Below are 26,208 nucleotides of genomic sequence, written 5' to 3' on the forward strand. Positions count from 1 at the left end.
ACAAACCAGATGGGACATTACAAGGTGCGTATTGTGGGATAAAAATTTTCTGCGAGCTTAATATTATTACGGAATGTTTAAACTTGTATCTTTTCCTTAACCGTTTTATATTCTTTACCAAATCTTTATTTTTTTATAGAGTTGGGTTATGGTTGCTTCAAGCGAGCTTACAGCACTTTGCAACAAGAGTGAAATACCCTTTAGTTAAAAAATAGGTCTTTATGACACACTGCCCCGGCTGCTCGAATCAAATGCTGCATCAAGTTTGCGATCGCCAAATCTACTGGTTTTGTGGTCAATGTTGGCAAACAATACCTATTTATAATCTGAACAGAGGTGGGTCATAGCCTTCTATAAATCTAGTTGAAGAGCTAGGGGTGAAGGAACAACATTCTTTACCGATGGAATTTAACTGATCAACTTAGGGTATAAAGTTTAGAGAGGGCCTTATCGCTAACAGGTTTTTAGGCTAAAAACTTCGTTTTGTTGCATAATTAAACTACCCAATTATAGTCCAAAAAAGTGAAGACAGCTCTATTCATCTATCGCTTAATTTATGGTAATCCCTCGACGCAAAGTAATTATAAGTTTAGACCAAACACCACTTAAACGATTGCTACCTCTTTTGCTCGGTGTGCTGGCTGCTCTTGCTGTTTTACTTACCTGGCAACAGCTAACCATCAACGGACAAATTCACATCGAGCAGTTAATTCAGCAGCAAGCCAGTGCGATTCAGTCACAACTGAGCGAAGGATTATCAATTCGAGTGCTGACACTCCGGCAAATGGCTGATCGCTGGCAAGCCAATGGCGGTACACCAAAGGCTCTTTGGGAAGCCGATGCTGATGCTTATGTAAAGGATTTCTACGGTTATCAGGCGATCGCATTAGTCGATCCATCCTTTAAAGTGCGATCGGTTGTGCCGCGGGCTGGGAATGAGGCAGCGCAAAACTTAGATTTTAATCGGGAACTGCGTCGCAAAATCACTTTGCAAGTAGCTCGTGATTTGCGTCAACCTATCTTAAGTCGCAATATTTCACTTGTTCAAAGGGGTCAAGGATTTCTAGCAAGTTTTCCTTTATTTGTAGGTGAACGATTTGATGGGTTTATTGTCGGAATTTTTCCTTTTCAAAGTCTATTTGACAGTATTTTAAAAGTGCCACATGGGTACAAGGTGGCTATCTATGCTGGCACAGATTTGATCTACGGTCAAGAGATTTTATCTCATGATTTACAACCTAAAACGGTTGTAGTGAGAGCCTATAGTGTAGACTGGCGAATAGATGTTTATCCAACTTTAGAGTTACTAAAAAATGGTGATTTTTATTTACCAATAGTTGTGTTAATTGGTGGCTTAATTTTAGTCGGCTTGCTTATATTAGTCGTGTATCTCGCACAAGTTAGTTATCGCGAAGTCGATAAATTCAAAAAAGCAAATCGCCAGTGGCAATGGGAAATTCACCAGCGACAACAGGCAGAAATTGCGATCGCTCGACTAGCTGCGATCGTTGAATCTTCGGAAGATGCCATTATCAGCAAAGATTTAGAGGGTGTAGTTACAAGTTGGAATGTAGGAGCAGAAACAATTTTTGGCTATACAGCGGCCGAAATAGTAGGGCAATCAGGGAGAAAACTGATTCCCGCAGACTATCGAGATGAGGAAAACCAAATTCTCACCAAAATCCAGCGAGGAGAACGCATCGAACACTACGATACAAAGAGGCTGAGGAAAGATGGAACATTAATCGATGTCTCGATGAGTGTCTCCCCCATTAAAGACGAAACAGGAAATATAATTGGAGCCTCAAAGATTGCCCGGAATATTGCTGACCGCAAACAAGCAGAAGCAGCACTACGTCAAAGTGAAGAACGCTGGGAACTGTCTGTACGCGGGAATAATGACGGCATTTGGGATTGGAATGTTCAAACCAACGAGATATTCTTGTCTAGTCGCTCGAAGGAAATCCTGGGCTATGAAGACAATGAAATCCAAAACACTGTAGACGCATGGGCTAATCTGGTACATCCCGATGATTTGGGATGGGTGATGCAAGCCGTTCAAGACCATTTTGCCAAGAAAACTCCTTTCTATATCACAGAACATCGCATTCGCTGCAAAGATGGTTCCTACAAATGGATGTTCGATCGCGGTCAGGCGCTTTGGGATGATGCAGGTAACGTAATTCGGATGGCTGGCTCTCACACCGACATTACCGAGCGCAAGCAAGCTGAATTTGATTTACAGGTTAGCGAAGCGAGATATCGGCAATTGATCGCTAACTTAAATGCGGGTTTTGTGATTCATGCGACAGATACCAGCATCCAATTATGTAATGAAAAAGCAGGTGAATTACTAGGGCTTTCAATGGATCAAATGCTGGGAAAAACCGCGATATCTCCGGCCTGGCATTTTGTGCGGGAAGATGGCAGCGTTATGTCCCTAGAGGAATATCCCGTGAATCAGGTTTTATCCACTGGAAGTTCCCTGAAAAATTATGTTTTAGGAATTAAAAAAGAAATTGATAGTTGTGTTTGGGTATTAGTTAATGCCTACCCGGAGTTCGATCACCACTGTCAAATCACACAAGTTGTAGTTACGTTTATTGATATTAGCAAGCGCAAAAAAGTAGAGCTGGAAATTCAAAAAACTCGCAATTTTTTACAAGCACTGCTAGATCATCTACCAGTTGCAGTTTTTGTTAAGGACACACAGCCTAAACGATTTGGCGTATTCCAGTTTTGGAATAAAACCAGCGAACGGTTATTTGGCATCTCAGCCGAACAAGCGATCGGCAAAAGCTGTTATGATTTTTTCCCAATAGAACAGGCTATCTTTTTTGACCTAAAGGATAGAGAAGCCTTTGAGAAAGGTAAAACTGAGGATATTCTCGAAGAAATTATTGACAGTCATACTCTGGGTCAACGTTGGCTGCATACAATGAAGATTCCCATTTACGACGAGCAGCATCAGCCTCAGTACCTACTTTGTTTTTCAGAAGATATCACCGATCGCAAACACGCAGAAGCAGAGCATAAAGAAATGAGTGAGGTGATGCAAAATGCGGTGTCCGGAATTTCCAAACTGGATGTACAAGGGCGTTACCTCTATGTGAATAAAGCTTATGCTGACATGACGGGCTATCAGCCAGAAGAAATAATAGGGCTCTCCTGGGAAAAGACCGTAGCTCCCGATGAGTTGGAAAAACTCGTTGCAGCTTATTGGCTGATGGTGCAAGAGGGCAGAGTTGAAGTTGAAACGAAAGGGCTTTGTCAAGACGGTTCGGTGTTTTACACACAATTGGTCATGATTTCAACTTATGATGAACAGCATAATTTTGTGGGGCATTACTGCTTCATGAAAGATATTAGCGATCGCAAAAAAGCCGAACTTGCACTAGAACAGGAACTCCTGCGGAGTAAAACCTTCTTCAACACTTCCCTGGACGGTGTTGTGGTCATGGATTGGGTCGGAAAAGTTGTCCAAGCTAGCCCCAGTTTTGCTCAAATGCTGGGCTACACCCTAGAAGAAACCATGAATCTGAGTGTGTTTGATTGGGATGCTGAATGGACGAGGGAAGAACTACAACTTATGCTCCAGAGAGAGGAGGTTATTCCGCTGTTTGAGACGCGACATCGCCGCAAGGATGGTTCTGTATATGACGTGGAAATTAGCTGGAACCGGGTGGAATTAGAAGATGAAATGATGAACTTCTGTATCTGCCGGGATATTAGCGATCGCAAACGCAACGAAGCGGAACGCCAACAAGCAGAACAGGCACTCCGAGAGAGTGAAACTCGCTTCCAAGCCTTCATGAATCACAGCCCTGCCCCTGCCTGGATTACCGATGAAAATGGTGTAATGCTCTATGCCAGCCAGACTTATCTCAATACTTTCGAGCTACCCACTGACAATGTGATTGGAAAATCCATTTTTGAACTTTACCCCGCCGCCATCGCCCAACAATTTCTAGATAATATCCAAACGGTTGCTCAAACCAACGAGCTAATTGAAACAATTGAGATTGCGTCCCGTCGAGAAGGAACCCTGGGTGAGTTTCTGGTTTACAAATTTCTCATCCCCGACTTATCTGGACAAATGCTAGTAGGTGGTGTGGCGATCGATGTGACGCGACAACATCAAGCGGAAACCGCTTTACAACTGAGTGAGGAACGCTTAATGCTGGCACTAGAAGCCTCTGGAGATGGACTATGGGATTGGAAAATTGAAACTGGAGAAGTTTACATTAATTCCTACTACCAGGAGATGCTGGGCTACAAGCCCGGTGAGTTGGTGATGGATGTGAACGTCTGGGCACAGATGATTCACCCTGATGATAAATTCTGGGTTTTTGAGGATCTCAATAGTAACTTGCAAGATAGCTCTCTCAAATATGCCTTTGACTATCGTGTGCGTTGCAAGTCAGGTGAGTGGAAGTGGATCGCTAACTACGCGAAAGTCGTTGCCTACGATGAAGATGGTAAGCCTTTACGGATGATTGGAACACACAAAGACATCAGCGATCGCAAACGTAAAGAACTGGCACTGCAGCACGCAATGGAAGCCGCAGAAGCAGCGAACTTGGCAAAAAGTACCTTCCTAGCAAATATGAGCCATGAATTACGCACTCCCCTCAACGTAATTCTAGGATTTGCCCAGGTAATGGCCCATGACCCCTCCCTAACTTCCAACCAAAAACAAGATCTGCAAACAATTCGACGGAGTGGGGCTCACCTCTTGAGTTTGATTAACGATGTGTTGGATCTCTCGAAAATAGAATCGGGAAACTTCACAGTTGAAGAGAGCGGATTTGACTTAATTTCGCTGCTGCATTCCCTCCGAAATATGTTGGCGGAACGAGCAAGTTCTAAAGGACTTGACCTTTGTTTGGAGATTGCGCCAGAAGTTCCCCAATTTATTCTTGCCGATGCTCAAAAACTGCGCCAGGTTTTGCTGAATCTGCTGAGTAATGCCATCAAATTTACCCATCGCGGAAGCATTAGTTTGCAAGTTAGTATTAAGGCGGACGCTACAGGGAAATTAACCACAACTCGGCCGATTCTCCAGTTTGTAGTCGCTGACACAGGTTTAGGGATGGCATCGGTCGAACTCGATACTATCTTCGATGCGTTTGTGCAAGCCCAAGCTGGGAAGCGATCGACCAGCGGTACTGGGCTAGGTTTAACCATTAGCCGCAAATTGTTGGAACTCATGGGCGGAAAAATTTCTGTCAGCAGCAGTGTGGGACAGGGGAGTACCTTCAACTTTACCCTTCCCGTCAGCCCCATCAGTGGAGTTAATGTTACACCCGAAGAGAATAATCGCCTCGTGATTGGGCTGGCTCCCTGTCAAGGGGATCATCGAATTTTGGTGGTTGATGATCAACCAGAAAATCGCTTGCTAATGGTCAGATTACTGACACAATTAGGATTAGAGGTAAAAGAAGCTACCAACGGACAGGAAGCGGTGCAGATGTGGCAACAATGGCAACCCGACCTAACCTGGATGGACATTCGGATGCCCGTGTTAGATGGATACGAGGCTACGAAGCAAATTCGGGCAAGGGAAGACGGACAGAACAGTATCATTATTGCACTTACGGCCCAGGCTTCCCAGAGCGATCGCGCCCTCGCCTTGGCTGCTGGCTGCAACGACTACATCAGCAAGCCCTTCCGGGAACAGACCCTATTTCTTAAGATGGCGGAATACCTAGGTTTAGAGTATGTATATGAGGAAGAGGAAACAGAAAAGGGGGAACGGGGAACAGATTGTTTTCCTTCTTACTTCTGTTCTGTTGCCCCTGGGGTTCCAGATTCCCTCGATCCAACGCTTCTGGCGACGTTACCAAAAGAATGGGTGGTTGAATTGGAAGATGCTGCTTTATGTGGGGATGATGTTGCGATCGTTGAACTGGTAGCTCAACTTTCATCAGAACTCACTCAATTCGGTACTCATCTGACGGAACTCGCCAACCAGTATCAATTTGAGAAAATCATTAATCTAATTCGAGGTAATTTCCCAAGTGGAATTCCTCCATTGGATTTATAAGCTGTTGTGCAGTTAAACGTTTGATTAGGACTAAAGAATTAGGAACAGCCAACAAGAATACACTCTAGTTAGTTGTAATTCTGGAACAAAACCTCCTTAAATTTATTGAAAATTCCTGCTCTAAAATGCCTCATAAAATTACAAACTTCTCCCAGATTACTTCTTTCACTTTAACAAGTTTAGAGGAATGCAGCGAAGAATCCGTGTATGCTCCCGGTCATATTCAGCCCCACGGAATCGTTTTGTTGCTGCAAGGAAACAGCCTCAATATTTTACAAGCTAGCGAAAATGTAGAACAGTTTTTTGGCATTTCTGCTGAAGAATTGCTAGGTCAGCCATTGCCAAGCTTATGGGGTCACGCTCAAGTACAAGAAATTGTCAGGTATCTAAATCAAGAACAACTCAACATTCATAATATTTTTGATATAAAAATACCTCTCAAAGACGGCAAAATTCAAACATTTAGAAGCACACTGCATCAGCTACCAGATGAGTTGATTCTGGAACTCGAACCCCAATTGACTCTTGAAAATAATCATTCAATCGATTTTTATCAGCGTCTGCAAACAGTTATCCTCAACTTTCGCAGTGCGATCAGTATTTCTGATTTAGCTCAAACCATTGCTAGAGAAGTAAAAGCCATCACCGGGTTCGATCGCGTGATGATTTATCGCTTTGAAGCCGATGACCATGGGGTGGTGATTGCTGAAGAGAAAGAAAGCTATCTAGAAAGCTACCTGGGATTGCATTACCCGGCGATCGATATTCCCGTACCCGCCCGCAAATTGTTTTACAGCAATTGGGTGCGCCAAATTCCCAATATCAATTACACCCCGGCCCGCCTAATTCCCACCAACCATCCCCTAACCAATACACCCCAGGATCTAAGTGCTTGTGTATTAAGGGGAGTATCTCCCTACCACATTGAATATTTGCAGAATATGGGAGTTGGTGGGACACTGACGATTTCGTTAATTGACGATCGGCGCCTTTGGGGATTAATTGCCTGTCACCATTACAGCCCGCGATTGGTAGATTACGAAACTCGCAAAACCTGTGAGTTTTTAGGACAATTTGCCTCGATCGAACTGGTGCATCAGCAAGAGCGAGCATTGAACGTTTACCGATCGCAGGCGAAAACTATTCAGGATCAACTTCAGCAGGCATTCCGGCGAGATTCTAATTTTATCGAACAGGTATTGACCGAAAGTGCTTCTCAATTGCTAGATTTAGTTCATGCTCAGGGAGCCGCAATTCTGCTCGATGGTCGTCTGACATTGGTGGGTAAAACACCCTCAGAAACTGAGGTTGACGAACTCGTGCAGTGGTTGCTGCAACAGAACAAAGAACGAGTGTTTGCAACAGCTTCTTTGTCTCAGTTGTATCCCCAAGCCAAGCAATTCAAAGAGCGAGCTAGCGGTGTTTTAGCAATCTCAATCTTCCTATCCTACGCCAAACAAAAGTCATACCATATCCTTTGGTTCCGACCAGAACAAATTCAAACCATAAACTGGGCGGGTAATCCACAGGAGGCTGTGTCGATCGACGAAATTGGAAAAATGCACCTGTGTCCCCGCCAATCCTTTGAACTGTGGCAAGAGACAGTGCGGGAGATGTCTTATCCGTGGCAGATTGCAGAGTTAGAAGCTGCCGCCGAAATGAGACATATCCTCATGCTGGCGGTGTTAGAATTTTCGCAAACTGCCCTAGAACACGCTGCAGAAAGGGCAGCTATAGCCAACCGTGCCAAAAGCCAGTTCCTTGCCAACATGAGCCACGAGCTCAGAACGCCACTCAACGCCATTCTGGGATTTACCCAGCTTATGAACCGCAGCCCCTATATCCCAGAAGAATTTCAAGAGCATTTAGGGATCATTACCCGTAGTGGAGAACACCTGCTGACATTGATCGACGATGTTTTGCAAATGTCTAGGATTGAAGCAGGGCAATTGGTACTGAGTAAAAGCTGTTTTAATCTGCATCGACTGCTAGGTTCTATTAACGAGATGTTCACCATCAAAGCGCCTGAGAAAGGGTTACATCTGAGCAGCGAGTGGGATGCTACTGTCCCCCGTTATGTCTGTGGTGATCAAGCAAAACTTCGCCAAATCTTGATTAATCTGCTGGGGAACGCGCTCAAATTTACAACAACAGGAAGCATAGCCCTGCGCGGACGAGCTTTTTCATCAGATGATATGCCATCCGGTACAATTGGCGATCGCGCCACTAATCAACCCGATGTTAAACAAACTATTACCCTGTATCTCGAAGTTGAGGATACCGGATCTGGAATTTCTCCCTCAGATTTAGAATCAATTTTTGACGCTTTCATGCAAACAAATCGCGGTCGTCACGATCGAGGAACAGGTTTAGGATTGTCTATCAGTCGTGAGTTTGCACGTCTGATGGGAGGCGATATCACCGTGCGAAGCACCCTGAATCGAGGCTCGACTTTTACCTGCCAAGTCGTTTTGGAACTACCAGAGTCCGTTGATTTAGAGGAACCTGAAATTAGCGATCGGATTATCGGACTCGAACCGGGGCAACCTATCTCCCGAATTCTAGTAGCAGAAGACGTTCAAGAAAATCGGCAACTGCTGGTGACACTGCTGAAGTCAGTTGGGTTTGATGTGTGTGCCGTGGAAAATGGGGCAGAGGCGATCGATCATTGGCAAACATGGCACCCTGACCTGATTTTGATGGACATTCAAATGCCTGTCATGGATGGTTATGAAGCGACGAGACAGATTCGAGCACAACAGTCATTAGTAATTAGTCAGGAGTCATCAGCAGATAACTCAGGGCAAATGTCACAGGAGAACAGACAAATTACACGCATCATTGCCCTAACTGCCTATGCTTTTGAAGACGATCGCACCGCCAGCCTGCTAGTGGGTTGCGATGACTACATTGCCAAGCCGTTTACTGAAGAGACACTTTTCGACAAAATAGCTCATCACTTGGGTGTGCGCTACTGCTATGCCGAAAAAGTTCCGCGAGACTCATCAGCTTCGCCACCAAAGATATTTACTCCCGACTTGAAAACCATGCCCACCAAGTGGATTACAGAAGTTCATGAAGCAGCACTTGATCTTAGTGATAATAAGCTTTATGAACTTATTGCTCAAATTCCCAAGGAGAAACAAGATTTCATCGCGGCGATGACATCTCTGGTCGATAACTTTCAGCTTGAAGCGATCGCAACTCTCACCCGGATTTAGGAAGAAGACCATGACAACTCTATTCAAACTTGCGGCCCAAACCAATATTCTCATCGTGGACGATAACCCTGACAATCTGCGGTTGTTAGCCAAAATTCTAGAGTCACAGGGCTATATTGTGCGTAAAGCCCTCAACGGCAGAATGGCACTCCAAGGTATTCATCGCGAGCCACCTGCTCTGATTTTACTTGACATCAATATGCCGGAGATGAATGGGTACGAAGTCTGCCAAAAGTTAAAAGAATCGGAAGCGAGTGCTCAGATCCCGGTTATTTTTATCAGTGCGCTTGAACGACTGGAAAACAAGGTACGAGCCTTTGAACTGGGTGGTGTAGACTATATTACCAAGCCCTTTCAAGAACAGGAAGTGCTGATGCGAGTAAAAAATCAATTACTCATCCAACAGCAACGCCAACAACTTCTCGAACAAAATCAACGTTTAGAACACGAAATCCAAGAACGTCTGAGAGCAGAAGCAGAAGTAAGGCAGCTATCTGTGACCGATGAATTAACTGGATTATATAACCGACGGGGCTTCTTTTTACTCGGCAATCAACAATTAAAAATTGCTCGACGCACGGAAACATCCTATTTTATTTTGTTCGCTGACTTAGATGGTTTGAAAAAAATTAACGATACTTTCGGTCACGAAATGGGAGACAGAGTAATATTTGATGCAGCTCAAATATTGAAGCAAACCTTTCGTGATGCGGATATTGTAGCTCGACTGGGAGGAGATGAATTTGCTTTATTTATTACTAATTTTTCTGGTGATTCATCTACTAATTTCCATGCTCGGCTGCAAGAAAATATAGATTGCTTTAATCAACAGTCCGAGCGAGTTTATATATCAATAAGTCTTGGTGTGCAGTTTAGGGATTTAAATAATGAAGTTTCATTAGAACAATTGCTGGCAAAGGCTGACAAACTCATGTACGAGAATAAACGCACCAAACGCTGTTTAAATCGTTAACTGTTCTTTTGATAATAGGGATATCTGCTCGCAAGAAGCATTATTTTTTAAATATAAATTTAACCGAGAAAGAGTAAACTGAAAACAAGATAGGGAAACAGCTTGAAGACTTTAGCCCCTCAGCGGCCAAACACCATGCAGTACAAATCATCACACCTAAACGTGACAGGGTGGCCACCTGGTTAAAAGGTCTCGCTGTATTAGGTTAAGGGTGTGATAGAAAGATGTCGTCGGTATTGTCCACAACCTCGATATAAAATCGACAGACTGATGCTGTATGGGTGGGGAGTTTGCCTACAGTTTCATTCTTTTTTTTTAACTGGTATTATTTGCACAAACCGATTTTATCTATTTGCCAATTCGTGCTAGAATGATGCCTAGCTGAACTGCAATTACTCCTAGTATGGCACTGCCGGCCCAGTAAAAAGTGGCGATGCTGTAAGAGCGATCGCGCCACAAGGCATTTGTCTCTAAACCGTAAGTTGAAAAAGTAGTATAAGCTCCCAAAAAGCCGGTGGTTACCATTAACCGTACCTCTACAGGAATAGTCAGCACCCGTTCCGATGCTAGGGTGATAAAAAATCCCATCCCCAAGCAACCGGTGATGTTAATCAAAAACGTTGCGTAGGGAAAAGCGGTGTTAAAACGGCCGGCAAACCACAATGTGATATAATAGCGACTCAAAGCGCCGGCAACAGCACCTAAACTAATTGCGATCGGAACTCGAAAATTATGGTCTTGTAGCATAAAACAATTTGAGATTTTCTACTAAAAATTTTAGAGTAATTTTGTATTTAGCGGAGTTATCAAAAGTATTGTATTATGAAAATTGCCATCGTTTTTGCTGTTGGTAATTAAAATTAAGAGAGAGTATTTATGCAAATTGTGCTGGCTACCTTAGACGATGACTTAGTTAGAGCGTGGCAAAGCACTTGCGGCAGTATGGAAAAGGTAAAGATACATCACGGTTCAATATTTGATGTGAAATGCGATGCTATTGTTAGTCCGGGGAATAGTTTTGGTTTCATGGACTACGGCTTAGATTTAGAAATTTCGGAATATTTTGGAGGGCAGGTTCTTCAGCGCTTGCAAAAACTAATTCAGGCTCGACATCACGGTGAACTATTAGTAGGAATGGCAGAAGTTTTAGACACCGATCATGCTGAAATTCCCTATTTAATAGCTGCACCAATTATGCGCGTTCCCACAGTTTTAAGAGAAACAGTAAATGTTTATCTAGCAACCCGCGCTATTTTGACTCTGGTAAAATTTGGCTCAGTCCCAGATGGAACACCAGTCAAACATATCATTGAAACTATCGCTATTCCCGGCATGGGTACTGGAATGGGCAAAGTACCGCCACATATCTGCGCCAATCAAATGAAAGTTGCGCTCGAAGAGATCCTCTTATCTAAGTACGAATTTCCTCAATCTTTACTGAACGCTCAAAGATGTCACCACTTGTTATATACGGACGAGAGCGAAAATTTGCAAGTGGAAAATTAAAACTCTTAAATTTGGCAGTTTTATTGTGTTGAGAGACCAAGTTTATTGGTGTGTGTTGTTTTAGGTATAGAGACTTATCACAAATTTAAGTGCGCTAAACCGTACCTGCAAGTTGGCGGTATCCTACACACGAGAGCAACTTTGGTAGATATAATGTAATAGAACTGAGGTCATTCCAACTAGGTAAGCGCGGATACAAAAGTGGATAAAGCTGGAACAAGAATTGCCTAGTTGTTATTAAATGCCAGAATTTGTTCTGGCGCTACACGTACAAAGTTTGTATTAAAGACCACAATTCTTCTGGCGCTACACCTACAAAGTCTGCATCCAGGGAATGTGAGATTTGTTGAAAATGTTTACTACCACAGGAGAAGATTGAGATGACAGATCCAAAAGTAACCGAAGAACCAATTTTAGAGGCAACTCTCGAAACGACGGCGATCGTCAAAAAAGAGATGCCCGATGCGACTGAGGAGGCGATCGCAGAAACTGCGGCGCTGTTTGAAGCAATTAAAAAACGCGCCACCGCCGAAGTGCAAGCAGCGGGCGAACTCACCCGCGAAGCTTATTTAAAAGCTGTCAATAAGGCCTCCGGGGCGATCGAAGAAAATAAGGATCTCGCCCACGAGAGAGTCACAGCAGCAGTCAGGTTGATTAAAAAAGAATCTGAGAAAAATTGGCTGGTGGTGGATGCGATTAAAACGCGGGCGCAAGCGCAGGTGCAAGAGGCCGGCGAAGTCAGTCGCGAGACTTATTTGAAAGCAGTGCGACAAGCGCGAGAAGCGGTGGAACAAAATAAATTGATCGAACGCGATCGCATCGAACAAGCTGTTGACCACATTCACACGGAAGCTGAAAAGAATTGGCACGTTATTGTGAAGCAAATTGAGTCGATCGGCACTCGCTTGACGGATGCGGCTAAGTCTGCATGGACAGCGCTGACGGCGTTTTTTGACAAGTCTCACAGCGATCGCGGGGATTCCTAGAAGGGCCAGCCGGGGGTTTGGAACTCCCAGGGGGTTGTTAGGCTAGTTAGCTTTGGAATTAATTCCAAAGCTAATGCCGATCGTGCGTGCATTTGCATTCAGCAGAAGTTTCAGGCATACTGCATAATTAAAAAGCTTTATTTTTAGTCCACAACCCCCAATTATGAGAAGTTACTACTGCGGCGAACTGCGAAGCGAACACATCGGAGAGACTGTCACCCTTTACGGCTGGGTGGATCGCCGCCGCGATCATGGCGGGGTGATTTTTCTGGATGTGCGCGATCGATCGGGTATTGTGCAAATAGTCAGCGATCCTGAACGCACCCCCGATTCCTATCACGGGGCTGAGGCTTTACGCAGCGAATACGTGGTTAAAATTACTGGGCGAGTCACCAACCGCCCCGAAGATTCCCTCAACCCGAAATTGCCTACGGGTGAGGTGGAAATTTACGCTGACGAAATTGAGTTGTTGAATGCGGTTCGCAAACAGTTACCGTTTCAGGTGGCGACGGCGGAAAATGAAAGCGTGCGGGAAGATTTGCGCCTGAAATATCGCTATTTGGACTTGCGGCGCGATCGTATGAGTCGCAATTTGCAGCTTCGCCACCAAGTAGTCAAAGCTATGCGTCGCCACCTGGAAGATGTGGGAGGTTTTATTGAAGTTGAAACACCGATTTTAACGCGATCGACTCCTGAAGGTGCGAGAGATTATTTAGTGCCCAGCCGCGTCAATTTGGGCGATTGGTACGCTTTGCCACAGTCGCCGCAGTTGTTCAAACAATTGTTAATGGTTTCGGGTTTGGACAGATATTATCAAATTGCCCGCTGTTTCCGCGATGAAGATTTGCGCGCGGACAGACAGCCGGAATTCACACAATTAGACATGGAAATGAGTTTCATGTCTTTAGAAGAAGTTATCGAATTAAACGAAGGTTTAGTCTCCCAGATTTTCCAAAGTGTCAAAGGCGTAGAATTGCCTCGTCCTTTTCCGCGCTTGACTTACGCTGAAGCGATGGATCGCTATGGTAGCGACAAACCGGACACTCGCTTCGGTATGGAATTAGTCGATGTTTCCGATTTGATGAAAGATTCGGGATTTAAGGTATTTTCCGGGGCGGTTGCTGCGGGCGGAATTGTGAAAGTTTTGCCGATTCCGGGCGGGAATGATGCGATTTCTAACGTGCGGATTAAACCGGGCGCGAAAGGCGATTTGTTTAAGGAAGCGAGCGAAGCGGGTGCGAAGGGATTGGCTTACATCCGGGTGCGGGATAATGGCGAAATTGATACGATCGGCGCTATTAAGGATAATTTGACGGAAGCACAAAAGCAGGAATTGCTCGATCGCACCGGCGCGCAACCAGGTCATTTGTTGTTATTCGCTGCGGCTGACGCGACAACAGTCAATAAGACTTTGGATAGATTGCGTTTGTTCGTGGGTAACGAATTGGGATTGATTGATAAAGACAAGATGAATCTGCTGTGGGTGACAGATTTCCCGATGTTTGAATGGAACGCTGACGAGAAGCGTTTGGAAGCATTGCATCACCCGTTTACTGCGCCGCATCCCGACGATATTAATGATTTGAAAACTGCGAGAGCTCAAGCTTACGACTTGGTGTTAAACGGCACAGAAGTGGGCGGTGGTTCTCTGCGGATTTATCAGCGGGAAGTTCAGGAAAAGGTGTTTGAGGCGATCGGCTTATCGACTGAGGAAGCTTACAATAAGTTTGGCTTTTTGTTGGATGCGTTTGAGTATGGCACTCCGCCCCACGGAGGCATTGCTTACGGTTTGGATCGGTTGGTGATGCTGTTGGCTGGTGAGGAATCGATTCGCGATGTGATTGCGTTTCCGAAGACGCAGCAGGCGGGTTGTTTGCTGACGAATGCGCCGGCTGGTGTGGATGAGAAGCAGTTGAAGGAGTTGCAAGTGCGATCGACTTATACGCCCAAGTCATAAGTATGTAAAATACCTTGACCATTCTCAATCATCCTTTCAGGGCGGGCTAGGAGCAACGGCACACAAGAAAATTCATCTGTTGTGGAACAGGCATCTTGCCTGTTCTTGAGAATGGTGCAAGATGTGTGATAAAATAGAGTTAGAAAAAAAAATGTTTTCGTATTAACACTTTTTTTAACGGCTATGGCAATAATTACGATTCAAGTTGATGAAAATATTAAGACAGCTTTTGAAGAAGCTAGTCCTAAGACTCAGCAAGAGTTAAGTTCGATTATTCAATTGTTTTTTAGACAAAATTTACACAATAAAACATTAACGCAGGTGATGGCAGAAATTTCCGATCGGGCTATGCAGCGAGGCTTAACGCCTGAAATTTTACAAGACATTTTAGCAGATAATAATGACGAATAGATTTGTCATTGATACGAATGTTTTAATCAGTGCTTTACTGTTTAAAAACTCAGTCCCATTTCGGGCGATTGAGTTGGCAGAAACACAAGGAATAATTTTATATTCTGAAACGACTTTAAATGAATTAGAGCAAGTTTTGAATCGTAAAAAGTTTAACAAGTATCTTTCTTTGGAAGATCGGCAGTTATTCTTACTAAAATTTATCAGTTCATCCCAATTAGTTTCTATTACAGAAAACATCACTGTTTGTCGAGATGAAAAAGATAATAGGTTTTTAGAGTTGGCTGCTAGTGGTAATGCCAATGTAATTGTTACGGGTGATTGGGATTTATTGGTATTAACTCCTTTTCAAGGAGTCGAAATTATTACTCCCGATATGTTTATTGAGAGATTTAGTTAATGCCATATATTACATGGCACGTCTTTAGACTAAAAACACTATAATTATCATAGATGTCCTTGCATTTCCGAAGACGCAGCAAGCGTGCTGTTTATTGGCGAATGCGCCGTCTGATGTGGATGAGAAGTAGTTGAAGGAGTTGCAAGTGCGATCGACTTATACGCCCAAGTCATAATTATGAAACACCTTGATAATTTAACCATTCATAGGTTCCGAGGCCTGCGAGATTTAACCTTGCAGGACTTGGGCCAAATCAACATATTGGTTGGTGGGAATAACTCAGGTAAAACCAGCGTTTTAGAGGCGATATCAACCTATTGTCGCCCCTTAGATCCGCTGGAATGGCTGAACACATCGTGGCGGCGAGAAATCAAATATTCTCGCAAGCCAAGACTGGAGGCACTCAAATGGCTGTTTCCTCAAAATAAAGAAGAAGAACAATTGGATTTTTACCAAATGGAAACTCGTGTTTCTGGTAGTGGTAAGTTCTCAGTGAGAGAGTCGAGGGCAATTTACCAAGAATTTGAGGGAGTGGAATTATCGGAAGATGACGAAAGTCAATCCTCAGACGATCTTGGATTTGATAATACTCTGCGAGGTGCAGAAATAGAGCTAAAAGCTATTATATGGGATTCACCAAATGAATTATCTGAATTATCTGAATTTTTTGAAATTTGGGAAAATGAGCGTTTAACGAATCGGCGAATTCGCTCAGATGCAATGCTGTCAGTTGATACTGTGACACCTTTTTCTCACCGCATAGAACAGTCACAAGTTGGCTTGCTCTCAGAAGCTATTTTTCAACGTTTTAAGCCGGAAGTGATTAAGCTATTGCAAGTGATGGATTCAGGAATTATTGATTTAGTGATTCTATCGCATGGCGGCAATCGTAGCAGTCTCTATATTGACCACAAACAAGTGGGAATTTCACCATTAAGTTCTTTTGGTGATGGAGTACGTCGCTTGCTATTTATTGCTCTAACGCTGACAAAAGTCAGAGGAGGAGTTTTGCTAATTGATGAGATAGAAACAGCAATTCATACTGAAGCACTTCGCAGTTCATTTGCTTGGATTGTGCAGTGGTGCAAGCAAATGAATGTTCAATTATTTGCAACTACCCATAGTTTAGAAACAGTTGATGCGATGTTGGATGCTAGCGATTCGGAGACGGACTTAGTTCTTTATCGTTTAGAAAAACGGGAGTCACAAACTAAAGCTATTCGGTTAGATAGAGAAACACTCCATATAGTTCGGGATGAGTTGGGACAGGAGGTTCGCCGGTGAACCGCAGTTACGCACTCATCGGAGTAGAAGGGCCACAAGATCAAGCATTTGTAGGCAAAGTGCTCAAGTTCCTCGGCTTTCAATCTTTTGACGGGCAAGAATCCAAATTAGAACCATTTTGGCGCAATTTCATACCTCCTTATCCGAGACAGGGCAACTTATACAAGCGTCTTGATATGCCTTCTATCTTGTTGAATGACGCTCTTTCTGTTGCTATCTATTCTGGGGAAGGAAGCAATTTGGGAAGAAATGTTAAAGCAACTTTTGCTAACCATCCTGAATATAAAACAGATATTGCAGCCTTTGGAATAGTTGCTGATTCTGACAAGAAGCTTCCTGATACTGTTGCTAGAGACTATTATCAGCAGTTTCAGAATGATTTTCCGGGATTTCCAAATCAGGCTGGAATTTGTCAGGAAGGGCCACCGCGAACAGGAATTTATGTTTTGCCAGATAATCAGCAGCAAGGTGTTTTAGATAATTTATTGTGCGAGTGCGGCAACGTTGTCTATCCTGAAGTTATGAATTGCGGGCTGGCTTATTTGAATGGACTGTCTGAGGAACACAAAAATCACTGGGGCCCGTTTGATGATCAGAAGGCTTTAGTGGCTACTGTTGTCAGCGTTCTCAAACCTGGGAAGACTAATACCACAAGTATTGCTGATAATAATTGGGTGAGCGAACAGACGCAACAGCAGGTTCCTGCTTTGGCAAATTTTATTGAGTTTTTGAGCGAACTTTTGGAAGTGAGCTAATGGACGATCGCACTTTTTCAATTCATACGATCGCCCTCAAACATTACTCTTTCCAGTAACGGGTTAAAATCCGAATTACCTCACCCGCTATCGGCGATGGTAGAGGCGGGCTCCATTCCCCAACTTCTGCAAAACCTAAAACGTGCAACAGATTAACGATGCTGTCTACCGCTTTGGGAACGCCACACAACAGCAAACGAATCGGTTGCTTACCTTGAGGTACATCAGGAATTTCTTCCCGGAGCAGTTCGGGAACTGACTTTGGCGGTGATATCATAGAGTTTCTCCTAAATATGGGAGTTCAAGCCCCCACCGAACGATTGCGAGTCTGAGCGGTGGGGGTTTTGTTTTGTGTCTACTCTAAAGTATCACGGTATGCACTCCGAGTCAACCCGTGAGGGTGAAATTGATACTGTAGAGGTCAAAAAAAGGTACAATAGGGCAGTAAAAGCACAAATAACAGCCTTGCCAGCAAAACTCCCCAGAATAGTTGTATATCTTCCCGAAGAACTTAAAGCAGACCTAGAGCGGTTAGCCAAATCGCATTATCGGCCGGTCTCGAATATGGTGTTGACATTAATTCAAGAAGCAGTAGATGAGGCTAAATCTGAGGGGAGAATTCAAAGCGAAGATCGATCGCAGCAACAGAAAATCGACAGCGACAAGTAATATCATTTAAGGTTGTTTCTGAATGATTTAACCGCAGAGGACGCAGAGAACACAGAGGAAGAGAAGAGAGAGATGAATAAATTTGTTATAAAATGATATGGTGAACACGCTACCTATTACTTGCTCTTGGTCAGATGAATGTCTATTTCCTGCTTCAGCTCGGTCGGTCAAATTCAGCAACCTGTTTTTGACGAAGAGAGGTAATTGCTAAGACTAAAACACTTAACGTAAGGCCTAAAATCGCATAAGTCGGTAGTGAAAAAATAGTTACTTTAAACAAATAAGGCAATTCCCCCCCCTTCCAGTTCCACCGCTTTCCTAGAAACACCAACAGCCCGCCATGAATCACAGCGGTTTGCACCATGACACAGCCAACGCCCAATAACCAAACCGACATTCTTTGCCTAGAGAAGGCACAATTTTTAATCTGAAAACATAAATCATTCAGCAAAAAAACCACCGCCGGTGCTAACATCACAGAACTGGTGGGCTGAGAATAGTTGATAGCAATACTCAAAGTGGAAATTAGCACCATTTCAGATAAGTCAACCTTTTTTGACCAAGCATTGCGAGATTGTTTTTTGTAAAAATACCAACTCACTAAACCAACTAGCAGCAGAATTATCAAGTCAGAAAATAGCTTCGCCACGAAGGGACTATCGGGGAAAAATCTCGGCCCCATAACCCTTAAATCAAGGCGACTCATAGAAATATAAGCATTATTCGATGGATCGTTGAGCCAGAGTGGAAATCCACGAGTCGCATCCTGTATAAATCCTGTTAAGGAATTGCCCGTTACAGCTAGACCTATAACTGCCAAAACAGTTACCGTGACTATAGATATAAAAACTAGCTTAAACCGTCTTTTGATTAAGAAATAAGGAAGAAACAATATAACTAAAGTGGGTTTAAACAGGGCAATTCCTAAGAAAACTCCGGCAATTACATCCTGATTTTTTCTAGCATAAATAAACATCCATAACAGCAGAACAGCAATAAAAGTTGCCACATTGCCCACTTGAAGATCGAAGACAAAACCGTATAGGAATGCAACTGATATACTACAAATAGTCCGAAAAGCTCGTGAGTGCGACACCAACAAAATATTCGCTCCCCATAAAACAAAACCTGTGGCAATAAGATGCAGCCAAGTCCAGATTGTGAATGCAGTCTTCATCGGGAAATAGCCCAAAAACCACAGCGGAGGAATGATATTAGGTGGATAAACAAAAGATGGAATAAACCCGCACACTTTTGTGATGCTACAGAAACCGATGTTAAAGACCTCCACATTAAAGGGACTCAAATGCTGATGGGCTAATCTACTCGCTACATAAAACCACTTAAAATCCCAGTAAGGCGGCTCGGGCCGATTAGTTAGATTGTAAACCAACCAACCCGTATAACAGAGAAATCGGGTGAGAACTAATACAATAACTGCTTGCAAAATAAAGTTAACGATAGGTTGACGAAAAAACCGAGTCAACCTTTGGATCGCAGGATGTTTTAAAAACAAAGAATCTTGCCATGCTATTTTTTCGCTATCTAATCGCCAATTAAATTTGAGAAACAAAGCGACTGTCATTAAAATTATTACATTCCAGAATCCAAAGCTAATCATAGGAAATAATTTTAATACAGGGTATTCCAGGTTTATTAAGTAGGGACACGGCATTGCCGTGTCCCTACGGGGGAGGGAGCGATCGATCTGGGGTGTCGTTGATAAACAGGGAATTGGCTGTAAATTTACTGTTTGATGATATCACAACCAAAAATTGTCAACTAAAAATCAGCCTTTTAACCTAAAAAATTGACTTTTATTCCCCGTTTCTACCTAACTCTCTTTTCTCTCTTTTCTCTGCGTCCTCTGCGCCCTCTGCGGTTAGAAAAAAAAATCTTATTCACAAACGAAATAGCATTGCCATCTAAAAGCCCGATCGCACTTTTGCCCCTTGTAACCCTGTTCACCCCCAAACATATGCGTTAACCTAGTTGACTACAACTTGTACCGCACTCCCCAACTAAATTCATGCTTCCCCGCATCAAAGAATTAGCCGCCACCCTAGCACCCCGCTTAATCGAAATTCGCCGCCACATCCACTCCCACCCCGAACTCAGCGGCCAAGAATATCAAACCGCCGCCTACGTAGCCGGAGTTCTCGCATCCAGCGGAGTCCGCGCGATCGAAGGAATCGGCAAAACAGGAGTGCTCGGCGAACTCAAAGGCAACAGCAGCGAATCCCGCTGGCTGGCAATTCGCACCGATATGGACGCTTTGCCGATTCAAGAACGCACCAACTTAGAATTTGCCTCCCGCAACGAGGGAGTCATGCACGCCTGCGGCCACGACATCCACACCACCGTCGGTTTGGGCGCAGCAATGATATTGTCTCAGCTAGGGGAAAAATTGCCCGGTCACGTCCGCTTCTTGTTTCAGCCTGCAGAAGAGATTGCCCAAGGTGCTCAATGGATGATTAAAGACGGGGCGATGCAAGATGTTGACGGCATCCTCGGAGTGCACGTTTTCCCGACGATTCCCGGCGGTTGCATCGGTATCCGCCACGGGGCCCTGACGGCGGCGGCAGATGACATAGAATTGATTGTGATGGGCGAATCCGGCCACGGTGCGCGTCCCCACGAGGCGATTGACGCAATTTGGATTGCTTCTCAGATAATTACCACTTTGCAGCAGGCAATTAGCCGCACGCAAAATCCTTTGAGACCACTGGTTTTGACGATCGGGCAAATTAACGGCGGACGAGCGCCGAACGTAATTGCCGATCGAGTAAAATTATTGGGAACCGTGCGATCGCTCCACCCCGAAACCCACGAAAAACTGCCGGCTTGGATCGAACAAATTGTCTCCAGCGTTTGCGCGACATACGGCGCTAAGTACGAACTCACTTACAAGCGCGGCGTGCCCGGAGTCCAAAACGACCCAAAACTCACGCAATTAGTCGAAAGTGCGGCTTTAGAAGCTTTAGGTCGATCGCGCGTCCAAATTTTACCAGAACCATCCCTCGGCGCGGAAGATTTTTCGATGTACTTAGAACACGCCCCGGGAACCATGTTTCGCTTAGGAGTGGGACTGACTGACAAACCGAACTATCCCCTCCATCACCCGCAATTTGAGGTCGATGAAGCAGCCATCGTCAGCGGCGCTGTCACCTTAGCCTATGCCGCCTACCAATATTGGAAACAGCATCCAGGTTCACACTAATAGTCTTCGACGTATGGGTGGTCAGCTAACTAACCGTAGGGTGGTTAGCCGGAAAAATGTTTAGTCTCTAGTAAAAACATTCAGCCCTGACCCACCCTACAATAACTACAAAAACTAATTTAGAAAATTTTATGAACCTAGATTTTGAGCGATTCTGCGACGCCTGCAACCCCAGTCGATCCCTGATATTGGGCTATGCCGAAGATGGGCGCTACTACATTGATTTTGCTGAGGTGCGCGGCGGGAAAATTATTAACATACTCAAACGAACAATTACCCGCGTGTCACCCGATAAACGGACTTGCCAATTATTTAGCGGACATATCGGTTGCGGCAAGTCTACTGAATTGTCGCGACTGGAAAAAGAGTTGACAGATGAGGGATTTCATGTAGTTTACTTCGAGTCAACACAAGACCTCGATGAAATGGATCTCGATTTGACGGATATCATGTTAGCGATCGCCCGGCGAGTCAGCCAAAGCTTGGAAGAGGGTAAAATTTCCTTGCAGCCCCAGGGCTTTAAAGAATTCTTAAAAAATAGTTGGAATTTTTTACAAACCCCTGTGACTTTAGAAGCTGAAGGAGAACTTTTTGGTAGCAAATATAAGGGCAATACAGACGGAAATCTGGAAGTTTCTCTGCCTTTAGGTATCGCCAAAATTACTGCCAAAACCAAAAGTAATCCCGACTTGCGATCTAAACTGAGACAGTACATGGAACCGCAAGCCAATAAAATGTTAGAACTGATTAATCAAGAAATTATTGATGTAGCCATTAATCAGTTAAAGCAGCGCGGTAAAAAAGGTTTGGTGGTGATAGTTGACAACTTAGACAGGATAGTTTCTCGACCCAATGCAGCGGGGCGACTGTTGCCAGAATATATCTTTATTGACCGGGGCGATCAGTTACGGCAACTGAATTGCCATTTAGTTTATACCCTACCGCTGGGATTGATTTTTGGCAATGAAAGTGAAATTTTGAAAAATCGATTGGGAGGGGGAGTTGACCCGAAAGTTTTGCCGATGGTACCAGTAAAGAATAGAGACGGCAGCGAATGTGTTGAGGGGATGAATTTGCTGCGGCGCATGGTGATGTCGCGGGCTTTTCCCGATGTTGTGCCAGAGGAACATATCACATTAATTACCGAAGTTTTTGACAGTCATGAAACTTTAGATGAATTGTGCCGAGTCAGCGGAGGTCATCTGCGAAACTTGATGGGAATGCTGTTTGGTTGCTTGCAGCAAGATGACCCTCCAATTTCGCAAAATGTGTTGAAATCAGTGATTCGCAGTTCCCGCGACACTCTGATTCGCGGCATTGATAATGATGAGTGGGAATTACTGTTTAAGGTGGTGAAAGAACAAAGCATTAACGGAGATAAAGAATACCAAGATTTGCTGCGAAACCTGTGGGTTTTTGAATATGCAGACACTCAAGGAAATTGGTTTGCGTTGAATCCGCTGTTGATGGAAACTGACAAATTTAAGCTGTGGCAGCAGCAAAATTCGTGAGATTATGGTAAACTCAAATCTAGCCGAAGATATTGCAGCCGAAAACGAGCGATCGCTCTCTACTTTGGTACGGACGATCGCCCGCTTTCAAGGAAAGTTTTCTTTAACTATAGTGCGCTGCAATTATGCTAGCTTGCGTTCTGCAATGCTGGAAAAGCTGCGCGATCGCTCTACTGTTGAATATCAAGAATTAGCCCTCGAACCTGCTACCAAAACACTTTATCAAACTATTCTCAATGCCGTCCAAGAGCAACCGCCGAAAGCTTTAATAATTGTCGGTATCGAATCGGTGGTTGCTCTTGATGACCTGTTAGCGGGGGCAAATAGAGCGCGAGATCAATTCAAGCAAGATTTTGCTTTTCCTTTGATATTATGGGTGACGGATTCCGTACTGTCTAAATTCAGTCGATCGGCGAATGATTTGAAGTCTTGGGCTCCTCCTCCAATTCAGTTTACGATGTCGCCCGATGATTTGAGGATTTTTTTGCGACAAAAAGCAGACCAGGCTTTTGCTGATATTGAGAATTTCAAGTTAGATGACTGTGAAATTGAGTTGTTGGAGAATGACCTGCTAAATGCAGCATTAGGCCCGGAATTGCAAGCTAGTTGGCAATTTATTCGCGGTTTAGTTGAAGTTAAGAAAAATCAAATAGATTTAGCACTCGAACATTATCAGCAAAGTTTGACATTTTGGCAGCAAAATCACCCGTTAGAAAGACAAGGAATTGTCGGCAAGAAGATTGCTGAAGCTTACAACCGCAAAGCTGAATTGCACCGGGCTGGAAATCAAGGTTATTGGCAAGAAGCTAGAAAGTATTTACAGCAATCTCTAGAGATTTTTGAGCAAGTGCAGCGACATGATTTAGCTGCGAAATGTATTAGCGAACTCTGCGAAGTGCTGCGACTTTTACAAGCTTGGGAAGAGTTGGAAAATTTAGCTAAAAAAGCATTAAAAATACACGTAAATTACGGCACTCTGAGTCAACTAGCTGAAGATTACGGCTTTTTGGCTGAGGTGGCGCTGCAACAATCTCAGTGGGAAAAAGCTTGCGAATCGGCTAAATTAGCATTGTCGGTTTTGGAACAAGCAGGAATAAATAAAAAAGAGACTGGTTTGTATCTGCTACTTTTGGCAAAAGGGCAGCGAAATCTTATGCCCTGTTCGACAGTTAACCCCCCCCAGCCCGCCCTTGCTAAGGGGGGGAGTGAGTCTGTATTTTCCACTCTTGAGATTGTAGAAATTTTAAAACAAGCGAAAGTAATTACCCAGCCTCAAGATGATGTGCAGCTTTATCTGAGGATTTTAGAAGAGTTGAGAACTCTGTATTTTGAGCAAGGGGAATATTTAAAAGCCTTTGATATCAAACTCGAACAACAAGCAGTTAAAAGCAAATATGGGTTGCAAGCTTTTATTGGTGCCAGCCGCTTGCAGTCGCCGCAACAAATAATTGACATCGCTTTAGAATCCGGTAAGTCAAAAGCTAAAATTGTTGAGGAAATTGAAGCAGCTTCCGGGCGATCGCGCGATATTAAAGAGATAAGTAAACGGATACGTACACCTGCTTGCAAGTTGACGATCGTTCACGGACAATCTGGGGTAGGAAAAAGTTCGATAATTCAGGCATGGTTAGTTCCGGCACTGCAACTGACAACTTTTGAAGCGCGGGACGTATTGCCTATTTTATTGCAATCGTATCATGATTGGGTGAGGGATTGCGGTGAGTCTTTGAAAGCAGGAATTGAACAATTAAAAGCTGTGAATTTGTCAGAACCGATCGACACCCCAACAGCTATTTTAAAACAGTTGCAACTGAATCAAGACCGTAATTTATTAACTGTATTAATCTTTGACCAGTTTGAGGAATTTTTCTTTGCTTACCGAGATCCAATTGGTAGGCGAGAGTTATATGATTTTCTGGCTGAATGTTTAAATCGGATTAGCCACCTCAAAATTATTCTGTCGCTGCGGGAAGATTATCTTTTCTACTTGTTAGAGTTCAATCGCGCCACCAATTTATCAATAATTGATAACGACATTCTAACGAAAAAAATCTGCTATTACTTGGGAAATTTCTCAATTTCAGATGCGAAAGCTATTGTTCAAACATTAACAAAAGGATCTCAATTTTACTTGGACGATGATTTGGCAAACGCACTGGTAGCAGATTTAGCAGGTGAAGTGGGAGAAGTACGACCGATCGAACTTCAAGTCGTGGGAATGCAACTGGAAAAAAGGCAGATTACTCGACTGAGTGAATATCAGCAACTTGGCAGTCAGGCTAAGGTCAAACTGGTTGAGGAATTTTTAGCAGAAGTTATCGCCGACTGTGGCAAAGAGAATAAAGACATTGCCGAACTTGTCTTGTATTTACTGACGGATGAAAACAATACCCGTCCTCAAAAAACTTTGCTTGAAGTAGCAGCAGATTTAGGAAGCGAGTCAGAAAAATTAGAGTTGGTTTTAGAGATTATGGTTAAATCGGGATTGGTGTTAGAAGTGCCTGCAACTCCCATTGAACTCTACCAACTTGTTCACGATTATTTAGTACCTTTTATCCGAAAACAGCGCGGTGCGGAATTACTAGAATTACGCGAAAAATTCAAGCAGACTGAAGCCAAAAATCAGATATTAGCAGAGGCCACACAAAAAGCAGAACTTTTGTCCGTAGAATCACAGCAAAAAGCCCAGAGACGAATTGGTATTGGTACAGCGGTATTGAGTATTAGCCTAGTTTTAGCTGCAACTGTAATGGGATTAGCGTGGCAGCAAGTGGACAAGGCACAGAAATTGACCAAATTAGAGCGCGCTGCAAGTGATGCTTTGAGACTGTTTGAATCTGGCAATAACCAAATAGATGCTTTAATCTCAGCCGTGAAAACGGGAAAAGAACTCAAAGCTACAGTCAAAAATGTTCGTTCCCTTACTGATTACCCGGTATCTACTCCCCAGATTGCCCTCAACCAGATTCTCGACAACATCCGAGAACAAAATCGGTTTAAAGGACATCAAGGTTGGGTATGGAGTGTCAGTTTTAGTCCCGACGGCAAATACATCGCTACGGGATCATCGGACAAAACAGCCCGGTTGTGGGATTTAACAGGCAAGCTGATACAAGAATTTAAAGGACATCAAGATGGGGTATCGAGTGTCAGTTTTAGTCCCGACGGCAAATACATCGCTACGGCATCAAGGGACAAAACAGCCCGGTTGTGGGATTTAACAGGCAAGCTGATACAAGAATTTAAAGGACATCAAGATGGGGTATCGA

17 protein-coding genes are annotated in these 26,208 nt (G+C 43.8%); 14 read left to right on the top strand and 3 right to left on the bottom strand.

Translation table 11 applies throughout. The features are described 5' to 3' along the window. Positions 1 to 556 precede the first annotated feature (556 nt). The 3 genes from QT996_RS19500 to QT996_RS19510 all read left to right on the top strand — a co-directional run bounded on the left by QT996_RS19500 (position 557) and on the right by QT996_RS19510 (position 10,240). Complete coding sequence (locus tag QT996_RS19500) at positions 557 to 6,046, top strand: PAS domain S-box protein (protein WP_333048420.1); 5,490 nt, start codon at positions 557 to 559, stop codon at positions 6,044 to 6,046. 125 nt (positions 6,047 to 6,171) lie between these two features. Then, positions 6,172 to 9,267, top strand: coding sequence for a response regulator (locus QT996_RS19505; RefSeq protein ID WP_333048421.1), 3,096 nt, complete (start codon positions 6,172 to 6,174; stop codon positions 9,265 to 9,267). 10 nt (positions 9,268 to 9,277) lie between these two features. Beyond that, complete coding sequence (locus tag QT996_RS19510) at positions 9,278 to 10,240, top strand: diguanylate cyclase (RefSeq protein ID WP_333048422.1); 963 nt, start codon at positions 9,278 to 9,280, stop codon at positions 10,238 to 10,240. A gap of 348 nt (positions 10,241 to 10,588) precedes the next feature. Here QT996_RS19510 and crcB read toward each other — a convergent pair whose 3' ends face one another. Continuing rightward, the gene (crcB, locus tag QT996_RS19515; protein WP_333048423.1) at positions 10,589 to 10,987 is read right to left on the bottom strand and encodes a fluoride efflux transporter CrcB; all 399 of its coding nucleotides are present in this window, start codon (positions 10,985 to 10,987) and stop codon (positions 10,589 to 10,591) included. 129 nt (positions 10,988 to 11,116) lie between these two features. Between crcB and QT996_RS19520 the strand changes: the two genes are divergently transcribed. The 7 genes from QT996_RS19520 (at position 11,117) to QT996_RS19550 (ending at position 17,539) form a co-directional block, all read left to right on the top strand. Continuing rightward, positions 11,117 to 11,746 carry a macro domain-containing protein gene (locus QT996_RS19520; RefSeq protein ID WP_333048424.1) on the top strand — a complete coding sequence of 210 codons (630 nt, stop codon included), beginning with the start codon at positions 11,117 to 11,119 and terminating at the stop codon, positions 11,744 to 11,746. Between the two features lie 380 nt (positions 11,747 to 12,126). Next, the gene (locus QT996_RS19525) at positions 12,127 to 12,732 is read left to right on the top strand and encodes a hypothetical protein (protein WP_333048425.1); all 606 of its coding nucleotides are present in this window, start codon (positions 12,127 to 12,129) and stop codon (positions 12,730 to 12,732) included. A 163-nt stretch (positions 12,733 to 12,895) separates the two neighbouring features. Further along, positions 12,896 to 14,689: an aspartate--tRNA ligase gene (gene aspS, locus QT996_RS19530; protein WP_333048426.1), complete on the top strand. Its 1,794-nt coding sequence runs from the start codon at positions 12,896 to 12,898 to the stop codon at positions 14,687 to 14,689. 183 nt (positions 14,690 to 14,872) lie between these two features. Beyond that, the gene (locus tag QT996_RS19535) at positions 14,873 to 15,100 is read left to right on the top strand and encodes a hypothetical protein (RefSeq protein WP_190733082.1); all 228 of its coding nucleotides are present in this window, start codon (positions 14,873 to 14,875) and stop codon (positions 15,098 to 15,100) included. Next, the gene (locus tag QT996_RS19540; protein ID WP_333048427.1) at positions 15,090 to 15,500 is read left to right on the top strand and encodes a putative toxin-antitoxin system toxin component, PIN family; all 411 of its coding nucleotides are present in this window, start codon (positions 15,090 to 15,092) and stop codon (positions 15,498 to 15,500) included. The genes QT996_RS19535 and QT996_RS19540 overlap by 11 nt, the downstream gene beginning before the upstream one ends. A gap of 177 nt (positions 15,501 to 15,677) precedes the next feature. Continuing rightward, on the top strand, positions 15,678 to 16,784 hold the full coding sequence (locus QT996_RS19545) for an AAA family ATPase (protein ID WP_333048428.1): 1,107 nt from the start codon (positions 15,678 to 15,680) through the stop codon (positions 16,782 to 16,784). Further along, positions 16,781 to 17,539, top strand: a complete 759-nt coding sequence (locus QT996_RS19550; protein ID WP_333048429.1) for a DUF3226 domain-containing protein — start codon at positions 16,781 to 16,783, stop codon at positions 17,537 to 17,539. The genes QT996_RS19545 and QT996_RS19550 overlap by 4 nt, the downstream gene beginning before the upstream one ends. 43 nt (positions 17,540 to 17,582) lie before the next feature. Here the strand turns inward: QT996_RS19550 and QT996_RS19555 are convergent, their stop codons facing one another. Further along, complete coding sequence (locus tag QT996_RS19555) at positions 17,583 to 17,816, bottom strand: hypothetical protein (protein WP_242719202.1); 234 nt, start codon at positions 17,814 to 17,816, stop codon at positions 17,583 to 17,585. A 74-nt stretch (positions 17,817 to 17,890) separates the two neighbouring features. Between QT996_RS19555 and QT996_RS19560 the strand changes: the two genes are divergently transcribed. Beyond that, positions 17,891 to 18,208 carry a ribbon-helix-helix domain-containing protein gene (locus QT996_RS19560; protein WP_333048430.1) on the top strand — a complete coding sequence of 106 codons (318 nt, stop codon included), beginning with the start codon at positions 17,891 to 17,893 and terminating at the stop codon, positions 18,206 to 18,208. 154 nt (positions 18,209 to 18,362) lie between these two features. Here the strand turns inward: QT996_RS19560 and QT996_RS19565 are convergent, their stop codons facing one another. Next, entirely contained in the window at positions 18,363 to 19,793 is a 1,431-nt protein-coding gene (locus QT996_RS19565) for a glycosyltransferase family 87 protein (RefSeq protein ID WP_333048431.1), read from the bottom strand. A 444-nt stretch (positions 19,794 to 20,237) separates the two neighbouring features. On the opposite strand from QT996_RS19565, the gene QT996_RS19570 reads away from it, so the two are divergent. The 3 genes from QT996_RS19570 to QT996_RS19580 form a co-directional block, all read left to right on the top strand. After that, positions 20,238 to 21,428, top strand: a complete 1,191-nt coding sequence (locus tag QT996_RS19570; protein WP_333048432.1) for a M20 family metallopeptidase — start codon at positions 20,238 to 20,240, stop codon at positions 21,426 to 21,428. 131 nt (positions 21,429 to 21,559) lie between these two features. Beyond that, positions 21,560 to 22,939, top strand: coding sequence for a P-loop NTPase fold protein (locus QT996_RS19575; RefSeq protein WP_333048433.1), 1,380 nt, complete (start codon positions 21,560 to 21,562; stop codon positions 22,937 to 22,939). 4 nt (positions 22,940 to 22,943) lie between these two features. After that, on the top strand, positions 22,944 to 26,208 hold a 3,265-nt coding region (locus QT996_RS19580; RefSeq protein WP_445304581.1), incomplete at its 3' end, for an nSTAND1 domain-containing NTPase.

Source organism: Microcoleus sp. S13C4 (genome assembly GCF_036700865.1).
Lineage (GTDB): Bacteria > Cyanobacteriota > Cyanobacteriia > Cyanobacteriales > Microcoleaceae > Microcoleus.